The following is an 8,110-nucleotide window of genomic DNA, read 5'->3' as shown; positions in this document are numbered from 1 at the left end:
AAAATAAAAAACAACATTAAATTTGTGATATTTAGCATTAAATTTGTGATAGTTAGACCCCCTTTTTCTCGCATAATGCGCGCGCGCGAGGATAGACATAACAGACGTTGTCTATAACAGAGATAAAGTTATTTACGGGTCGGGGGTTGCCTTTATCGACCGAAAAATAAAAACAAAAACACCCCCCCCTTGGGGGTAGGGGGTATTGATAGGATAATAACGTTTTTATGGCGGTGTACACAAATAAGTACAAAAATATGCGTATTTTGTGTTTTTTGGAAAAAATAAGTACACAAATGCGCTTTATTTTAGAATAAAGTGTTATATTTGCAGTGGAAACTATATTTTATCAATATGCAGGTAATAAGCACAAGAGAATTTAGAGCCAATCAAAAGAAATACTTTGATTTGGCAGCTCATGAAACAATCTATGTAGCTCGGAGAAACGCACAGCCTATCCTTATCAGCGTTGCAAAAGACGAGGATATGCTTACAAGGGAAGAACTTCTGTCTATCCAAAAAGGCTTAGACGATTTGAAGAATGGTCGTATTAGCCGTATGGAGAAATGGGAAAGTCTTGATGATTTTTTAGAGCGTACAGGCCATGTATGAATTAGATTTCACGGAACAATCCCAAAAGGAAATAGCCAGGCTAAGAAAGTCTGATGCGCAGGCATACAAAAAATTAAAACTTTTATTAGCCGAACTTCGGGAACATCCATACACTGGCACAGGACACCCACATCAGCTTCGTTATGTTGATGGCATGTGGTCGAGGAAACTCGATAAGAAGAACCGTCTGCGCTACATAGTTAACGATACGACAATCGTTGTACTTGTATTATCGGCTATGGGGCATTATGATGACAAGTAGGGACTAATTTTGTAGTTCCAGGGGGGTGGTCTCTGATAAACTTAGGGGTGGTCCCTGGGGGGTGGTCCCTTATATAAAAATTATCAAAGGGTGGTCTCTCGTTTTTGCGAGTCAGGGACCACCCCCTAATCTTTGATATTTTGGGGGTGGTCCCTGGGGGTGGTCCCTGGCCTTGTAATTTATTGAAATTGTGATATTTATTTATTTTAGAAGGGGTGGTCCCTGGGGGTGGTCCCTGAAATGAAATTATCAGGGGGGTGGTCTCTCGTTTTTGCGAGCCAGGGACCACCCCCTAATCTTTGGTATTTTGGGGTGGTCCCTGGGGGTGGTCCCTGGCCTTGTAATTTATTGAAATTGTGATATTTATTTATTTTAGAAGGGGTGGTCCCTGAAATGAAATTATCAGGGGGGGTGGTCTCTCGTCTTATGGGGTCAGGGACCACCCCCTGTTTTTTACATTGTCAACCCTCGGAGAGCCTAATATAGACACGGCTTGCCGCACGTAGTCCCCCTCCTCGTGAGGGGTGTCTATACCCCCTCACGAGGAGAGGGGGGTATTAGGCTACCTCCCAATGTAAAAGGTTTAAAACATTTTTCTATATCATTTTGCTCTGCGCAAACGCAAACGATACTTTTTTTTATCTTTCCCATTAGAAAGCGTTATCTGAAATCTCTAAAAAGCATTTTAAGCCTTTCTGAAGGGTTAAATGAAATTTTAGGTAGAATTTATCTTCGAAAGAGAAAAAAGCCGTTAAAACGAAAATAAATGGCAAATTAGAGTGTGTCATGATACAATCTGATAAGCTGTTAAGCTGCTCGAATGAGCGTAGGAAATCGCAATTTTATTGCGTCATGGGGGTATAGGGGTCTCCCCATAGCGACCAGCACCGAAAAGCGACAGCGGTTAATCAGTGCGCCCGATGGTGTGGAGGAACGGAACACCCTGCGCACATAGTGAAGAGAAAGCGCAGCGAAACGAAACGCCCCCCTATAAACCAAAATTCCCACCTCACGCAAAATCTTGCATCAGATGCAAATCTTGCATGTAGTGGGAAAGGCTTTGCACCTGGTGCAAGTTTTTGTACTTAGTTTTGCTTTTTGTCTTGGAGATAGAAATAAATACCGCCAATATTGGCTATTGCGATGACGAAGATCATCATTAAAATTCCAACGTTCATATTATCTGATGCAAGTTATTTCCCCTTTTTTATTTTTCCCTTTAGTCCGTTGATGATCCAGCCGGTGCCTTTGCCACTTCGTGCAGCTCTTTCTCTTAGGTCTGCAAGGTGTTCGACAAGGTTTGGCAATGTCTGTTGAGCCGTCAAGAACAAAGCTTTGTTAGCGTTTATTTCCTCTTTGGTCATATTCAGATTGTACAGAAGATAATCAGATACAGCCCTGTCAAGCATACCATAAGCACCTGCAATGTTGCCAACCTTTGCTTGCAGTTCTTTCTGTTCAAGCTGTGGGTCTTTGTTCTTCTGAATATACTTTGGATAGAACGTGTAACCGACAACTTTCTTTCCATTGCGCCCCCTCGATGCAACTTCCTGCCTTTTCCAAGTGAACGAATAAGGGCTGCTTTCGTCAAGTTCCTTTTGGGCTACTTCAAGAACATATCTTTCGATATCAGCAACAGCCTTAAATTTCTTCTCAAGTGAGAACATTTTACGAAGTTCCTCTAAAGAATAATCTAAGGGGTTTGTTTGTCCGCTTAGAAGTTCATAGAAACGCATTGAGTAGACGGATTTGAACTGCAACGTAGTTTTTAATTCGTATTTGCGATACCCCTTTGTGAAGTCTAACACTATGTTCCAGACGTTAGGAGATACACGGAATTTTGCTACTCCAGTACCCAAATTTACCCTTACTCTCTCCAGCATGTGGTCGAGATACCAAACATTTCCTTTAGTCTGCTCGATAGTACGGCTTGACATAGCTTTAAAGGCTTTCTTTGCCAAAACATAATTTTTGTCTTCCTCGTTGGCAAGAATACAACGCACTGGCATTGTGATATCCTTGTCACCGAACAGATTTGTTTCTACTCTCATACCAATCCATTCTACAAAGTCTTTGCCCTGCAATTCGGCTTGCGCCAACTCCACAAGGCGGTATAAGATACGCTTTTCATATACACTAAAATCGTATCGAGCAGCCGTAAGCATATAGGACTGAATAACATTCTTGTTTTCTTCAACAGGTCTTGCCATTGTCTTTTGTTATTACTGATTTGTTAGTTCTTGGTTTAGCTTTTCGAGCATCTGGCAGACCTCTGAAAGAGTAGCGTTTATAACATCGATATTACGTGTTGCCAACTCCTCCAAATCTTGCTTGTAGTTTACGTTCTTGCTGATATGTGCAAGAAGTGTTTGAACTTCTGCAGCCTTAAGCTGTGCATCAAAAAATCGTTTGTCCATAAGTCTTTGATTTACAATTATGATGCAAAGATACAAATAATTTATGAGAAAACAAAATAAAATTCATTATTAGTATTGTAAAACTCATATATAAAGTATTAAAATAGTATTGTAAAACTCATATATTAGTATTGTAAAACTCATATATTAGTGGTTTATATATTTGATATTCAGTCTTTTACAAATGTTGATATGCATATAACATACCATGCTATAAACAAAGTATAGGTTTTTTAGAGGGCTGCGCCCGAATAAAAAACGATGTAAAACGCTGAAAACCAAAGGGAAAGCAAGCAGCCCCCTTGGGGGTTGGGGGTACTACAAAGAAATAACGTTTTATTGGCTGTAAAGATTTTTTACTTTTTAGTATGTTTTGGTCTGTATGGGTCGTTTCGTTTCGCTGCGCTTTCTCTTCACTATGTGCGCAGGGTGTTCCGTTCCTCCACACCATCGGGCGCACTGATTAACCGCTGTCGCTTTTCGGTGCTGGTCGCTATGGGGGCGTGCCCCCTATACCCCACTGATGGGGCTAACGCCGTGACGAATTTCTGCCTTTTTTCTTCTCGGTCACTCCTCACTTCTCCGATGCGGTGCTACATTGAAACACCTGCAATTTTAACGCTTAAAATTTGCAGGCTGCAATGAAATCACCTATCTTTGCAGCAGGATGTACCCAGCAGATAAACGGCAGAAAGCCAGTTGTGTCAACGTATTACATTAGGGGGGCAGGGACCACCCCTAATTTCATACTTGACAACTGGCTTTTCTCCCTGCGGTCGCAAAGAGGGCTAACGCCATATGAACAAGGAAAAAGACAATAAAAAGACCTTCCGACGAACACGGCAAGAAACATCTTCGCCAGTGCGTCAGACAACTCTCACTTTCCGTGTCAATGATGCCGAAAGACGTATCATTGAAGACAGAGCGAAGAGTTGCGGAAAGAACGTATCCGAATATCTTCGGCAAGTCGTTCTATCGAGAACACCACGTGCAGCGTTCACCGATGATGAACGTGAGCAGCTGAAAGTCGTATCTGCTATGCGATACAATCTACAGCAGCTTAACAACTATTTCCATAGCCAAGAATGGATAATGGTGAAACTACAAAACGAACGTATTATAAGTGTACTAAAAAAACTACTTAGAGTATGAGTATAATCGGAAAGGCGGAAAGTATCAGCCACGGCAGGGCAGCCGTGAAGTATGCAGAAGAAAAACAAATCAATGGGGTAGACGTTGCAGACAGCTTTGAGATGCACGGACTATCTGGAGAAACACCCGAAGAATGTTTCAATGAGATGAGGAACTGGAAGAACGGAACGGGACACGACAACATAAAGCGTGATTTCCTTTGGCTCTCCTTTTCTCCATCAAAGGAACTAATCGAGCAATGGGGCGATGATGAAACGAAGTGGAAAGAGGCACATAGTAAATGGCTCCAATATCTCGGAGTTGACAACTCGCAGCGTATTACTATACTGCACTATGGTGCTGAAAACGACATCGAGCGCACCCACCTGCACGACATCATAAACCGCATAGACCTTGAGGGAAACGTAATATCTGACAGCCAAATTGGACTGCGTGCAAAGGCAGCAGCCGAGAAAGTAGCCAGAGAATACGGATTAAAGACCGCAGAGGACATCGGAAAGGAACAGCGGGCAGTTATCAAGGAAAAGGCGAGAAATGCGCTCAGAGGGCTTAAAAATTGGTCTTTTGATGGTTTTGAACGTGCAGTTGAGGAACAAGGGCTAAAGATAGATAGATATTATCATCACGATGAAAGCGGAACGGCAAACGTTCTGCAGGGGTATTTCCTCACCGATGGAGTACACCGCATCAAGGCGAGCAAGATAGACAGAAACCTAACACTGGCAAGGATTGAAAACGAGTGGAAGAAATTACAACAAGAACTTAAACAGAAACAAGATGAACAGAGAAGAATACAAGAAGAAACTCGAAGAAAGCAAGACGAACGAGCAGACCAGCCAAAAGTCGATACCGAAGAAAAGCGTATCAAGGGTTGGGGCAGAGTGTTCCACCGATAAGGGTACAGCTGTCAGAATGTCAAAAGATGCAGAGCGTACTATCATAGGACAGAACCAAGAACTAATCGGCAAGGTCCAGGAGACCAGGGAAGAGTTACGCCAGGTTGTGGATAGTCTTACTTCTGATTTAGGCGGTTTTATCGACAGATTGCAAGGAAAAGAGAACGAACTGGAAAGAAATTGGAAAGCGGTTAATGATAAATACCAAGTTTTGTTATATGAACTTAGAGAGTTCAATCCGAGCCTTCATCTTGATACAAAGAGTGAAGAGTACTTTAGAAATCTTATCAGCTTACTTCAAACAACCACACAACAAAGCCAATATACAGCAGCTATTCACGCACTGGAGGAAAAGGCAAAACAGATTACTGAAGCAATAACAGCAGCTGAACAGACCGCATCAATAGGCAGCAAGAATGCTATAACAAAGAGTGTTGACGAGGAAATGAAACGTTTTGAAGTCGGTATTGCTGCGTTGGTCGATGTTCAGCTGAAAAGGGTGGAGCAGAAAATCAAGAACACGCAGAATGTTATGGGGTGGTTTGCTGATAAGAAGTGGCATCTTATAGTTGGTGCAACTATCTTGTTTGCCCTTTGCACTTGGATGGTTTCAACGATAGTTAACTGTTCAAGGGAAAAGACAAAGGCGGTCGAGGTGCAATGGGATGCTAAATACTGGCAGTATTACAAGTCTAAGAACCCACAGACTTCACAGAAGATAATGCAAGACTATGCGGAAAAAGCGAGGGAACTCGGACAAGAAAGCGAGTAATCCGAATTGTCGGAACTCGCTTTTATCCCATTTATGAGTTTTTTACAAGGCTTGTGAAGTCTGACCAGCTTTCAACCTTGAACCCACGCAAGTCACGTACCGACTTCTTGAACCAGTCTATTTTGGAAAGTTCCATAACAACTTTTACAAGTGCGGTAAGGTCATCGTTTGCAGTTAGGTATGTACTGCCTTGAACCCACGTAAAACCATTGTCTTTCAACAAAGATTTTATTTCGTAATAAGCTTTGTTGTACGGCTCTCCGTAGTATTGCTTTAGGTCAGAAACAACCATATCAAAACTTAGTGCATACATACTTCGGCAGCCTTAAATAAATCCTCGTACCCAAAGAAAATATCACCATCAGACGTTTCAGCAGAGATAACAACCCCTACAAACTGATTTTGTTCCACGTCGATAACCTTTCCCTTAACCCAATCTGTCTGATGGGTCAAGTCGGGAGAAATCAAAACGTTATCACCAACTTTCATATCACAGATGTTTTTATTGTTCATAATGCAAATATAGTGTTTTATTTTGAAAAAGTTTGCACCATGTGCAAATCTTGCATGTGGTGGGAATAGACTTGCATCTGATGCAAGTTTTTGTACTTAGTTTTGCTTTTTGTCTTGGAGGTAGAAGTAAATACCGCCAATATTGGCTATTGCGATGATGAAAATCATCATTAAAATTCCAGCGTTCATATTATCTGATGCAAGTTATTTTATATTTCTGCGGTCTTCTTCTTGATAGCATTAATCACATATCCGATGCGGTTCTTTGCCGTCCTCGATGATCCGACAAGGGAAGACAGAAATCCGATGAAATCGGGTATTTTTTGCTCTCCCTCGACGATTGTTTTTTTATTCTTGTTTATTTCAGCTGCTTTAAACTCGAACGAGTATCGGAGATAGTCTAAAGCTGCTTTGCTGATTTGTGCACGTGCTGTTAGCTTGGAACGTTTTTCCCTTTCGTACAGCTCTGGGTCCTTTTTCTCTGGGTTGAATGTAGGGAAGAAATTAAAACCGACAACCTTTCGACCCTCTTTTTCTTCTGTATAGTTGAAAGAATAAGGGCTGCATTCGTCAAGCTCTTTCTTTGCAATATCTAATACTCTTGTCTTAAAATGACCTACGAGTTTATATTTATCTTTTACTCCGAACCGCTCTTTAAGGTCTTCAAACTTGTATGTCAAAGGCTTTGTCTGTCCGCTCATAAGTTCGTACATACGCATCGAGTAGACGGACTTGAACTGCATAGCGGTAACAAGCTCATACTTACGATAACCTTTGGTGAAGTCCAGCAGGCATCGCCATATATCATCAAGAACAGTAAAGACAACAGACCCCTTTATTTTATCTATTTTAGGGTTTGCTATGATAGCTGTATATTGCCAGAATTTATCGTCTTCATATTCCACACCTTTTTGCGCTAAAGACCGAAAGGCTTTCTTCGCTATGGTATAGTTTTGGTCTTTCTCGTTCCGGAGAATATCAGCTACTGGCATAGTTATCTCCCTGCCGAATAGGGTCGGCTCTATTTTATGCATATTATCTCGTATCATTATGCCCTTTATTTCGTCTTGTGCCAGCTCTACCAGGCGGTACATAATACGCTTTTCATAAGCATTAAAGTCGTACTTTGCAGTCGTAAAGATATACGACTGAATTGCGAGTTCATTACTCTTGATAGTCCTTGCCATTGTATCTTGTTATTACTGATTTGTTAGTTCCTGGTTCACCTGCTCGAGCATCTGACAGACCTCTGAAAGAGTAGCGTTTATCACGTCGATATTACGTGCTGCCACCTCCTCCAAATCTTGCTTGTAGTTTACGTTCTTGATGATATGTGCAAGAAGTGTTTGAACTTCTGCAGCCTTAAGCTGTGCATTAAATAATCTTTTATCCATAATTCGTTGATTTACAATTATGCTGCAAATATAATAATTAATTATCACAAAAACAAACTTTTGTGAACAATAACATTAAATTTGTGATGTTT

Annotated in this window: 11 protein-coding genes; 5 read left to right on the top strand and 6 right to left on the bottom strand. The window is 41.3% G+C overall.

Annotated elements, in window-relative coordinates; genetic code table 11:
- The first annotated feature begins 354 nt into the window (after positions 1 to 354).
- Complete coding sequence (locus tag PMEL_RS12120; protein WP_120175574.1) at positions 355 to 612, top strand: prevent-host-death protein; 258 nt, start codon at positions 355 to 357, stop codon at positions 610 to 612.
- The gene (locus tag PMEL_RS12115; protein WP_120175573.1) at positions 605 to 874 is read left to right on the top strand and encodes a Txe/YoeB family addiction module toxin; all 270 of its coding nucleotides are present in this window, start codon (positions 605 to 607) and stop codon (positions 872 to 874) included. The genes PMEL_RS12120 and PMEL_RS12115 overlap by 8 nt, the downstream gene beginning before the upstream one ends.
- A gap of 1,193 nt (positions 875 to 2,067) precedes the next feature.
- Here the strand turns inward: PMEL_RS12115 and PMEL_RS12110 are convergent.
- Together PMEL_RS12110 and PMEL_RS12105 are read right to left on the bottom strand one after the other, a co-directional pair.
- Positions 2,068 to 3,084 (bottom strand): replication initiation protein, encoded by a 1,017-nt coding sequence (locus PMEL_RS12110; protein ID WP_120175572.1) that lies wholly within the window; start codon positions 3,082 to 3,084, stop codon positions 2,068 to 2,070.
- Between the two features lie 12 nt (positions 3,085 to 3,096).
- Positions 3,097 to 3,291 carry a hypothetical protein gene (locus tag PMEL_RS12105; protein WP_120175571.1) on the bottom strand — a complete coding sequence of 65 codons (195 nt, stop codon included), beginning with the start codon at positions 3,289 to 3,291 and terminating at the stop codon, positions 3,097 to 3,099.
- Between the two features lie 798 nt (positions 3,292 to 4,089).
- On the opposite strand from PMEL_RS12105, the gene mbpA reads away from it, so the two are divergent.
- From mbpA to PMEL_RS12090, 3 genes are read left to right on the top strand one after another with little or no spacing between them, the layout of a single operon-like run.
- Positions 4,090 to 4,443 (top strand): mobilization protein MbpA, encoded by a 354-nt coding sequence (gene mbpA / locus PMEL_RS12100; RefSeq protein ID WP_120175570.1) that lies wholly within the window; start codon positions 4,090 to 4,092, stop codon positions 4,441 to 4,443.
- Complete coding sequence (locus PMEL_RS12095; protein WP_001878768.1) at positions 4,440 to 5,339, top strand: relaxase/mobilization nuclease domain-containing protein; 900 nt, start codon at positions 4,440 to 4,442, stop codon at positions 5,337 to 5,339. Before mbpA ends, PMEL_RS12095 begins: the two co-directional genes overlap by 4 nt.
- On the top strand, positions 5,221 to 6,111 hold the full coding sequence (locus tag PMEL_RS12090; protein WP_231999471.1) for a hypothetical protein: 891 nt from the start codon (positions 5,221 to 5,223) through the stop codon (positions 6,109 to 6,111). The genes PMEL_RS12095 and PMEL_RS12090 overlap by 119 nt, the downstream gene beginning before the upstream one ends.
- Positions 6,112 to 6,142: 31 nt before the next feature.
- On the opposite strand, the gene PMEL_RS12085 is transcribed toward PMEL_RS12090, so the two are convergent.
- From PMEL_RS12085 to PMEL_RS12070, 4 genes are all read right to left on the bottom strand, one after another.
- Positions 6,143 to 6,424 (bottom strand): virulence protein, encoded by a 282-nt coding sequence (locus PMEL_RS12085; protein WP_017645541.1) that lies wholly within the window; start codon positions 6,422 to 6,424, stop codon positions 6,143 to 6,145.
- Positions 6,412 to 6,600, bottom strand: a complete 189-nt coding sequence (locus PMEL_RS12080) for a transcriptional regulator (protein WP_120175575.1) — start codon at positions 6,598 to 6,600, stop codon at positions 6,412 to 6,414. Before PMEL_RS12080 ends, PMEL_RS12085 begins: the two co-directional genes overlap by 13 nt.
- A gap of 233 nt (positions 6,601 to 6,833) precedes the next feature.
- A complete protein-coding gene (locus PMEL_RS12075) occupies positions 6,834 to 7,811 on the bottom strand; it encodes a replication initiation protein (RefSeq protein WP_120175569.1) in 978 nt (325 codons plus the stop codon).
- A 12-nt stretch (positions 7,812 to 7,823) separates the two neighbouring features.
- Positions 7,824 to 8,018 (bottom strand): hypothetical protein, encoded by a 195-nt coding sequence (locus PMEL_RS12070; RefSeq protein WP_120175568.1) that lies wholly within the window; start codon positions 8,016 to 8,018, stop codon positions 7,824 to 7,826.
- Between the last annotated feature and the right edge of the window lie 92 nt (positions 8,019 to 8,110).

Source organism: Prevotella melaninogenica (assembly GCF_003609775.1).
Lineage (GTDB): Bacteria > Bacteroidota > Bacteroidia > Bacteroidales > Bacteroidaceae > Prevotella > Prevotella melaninogenica_A.
Note: the sequence above shows the minus strand (reverse complement) of the source record. Positions and strands in the feature narration are given on the sequence as shown.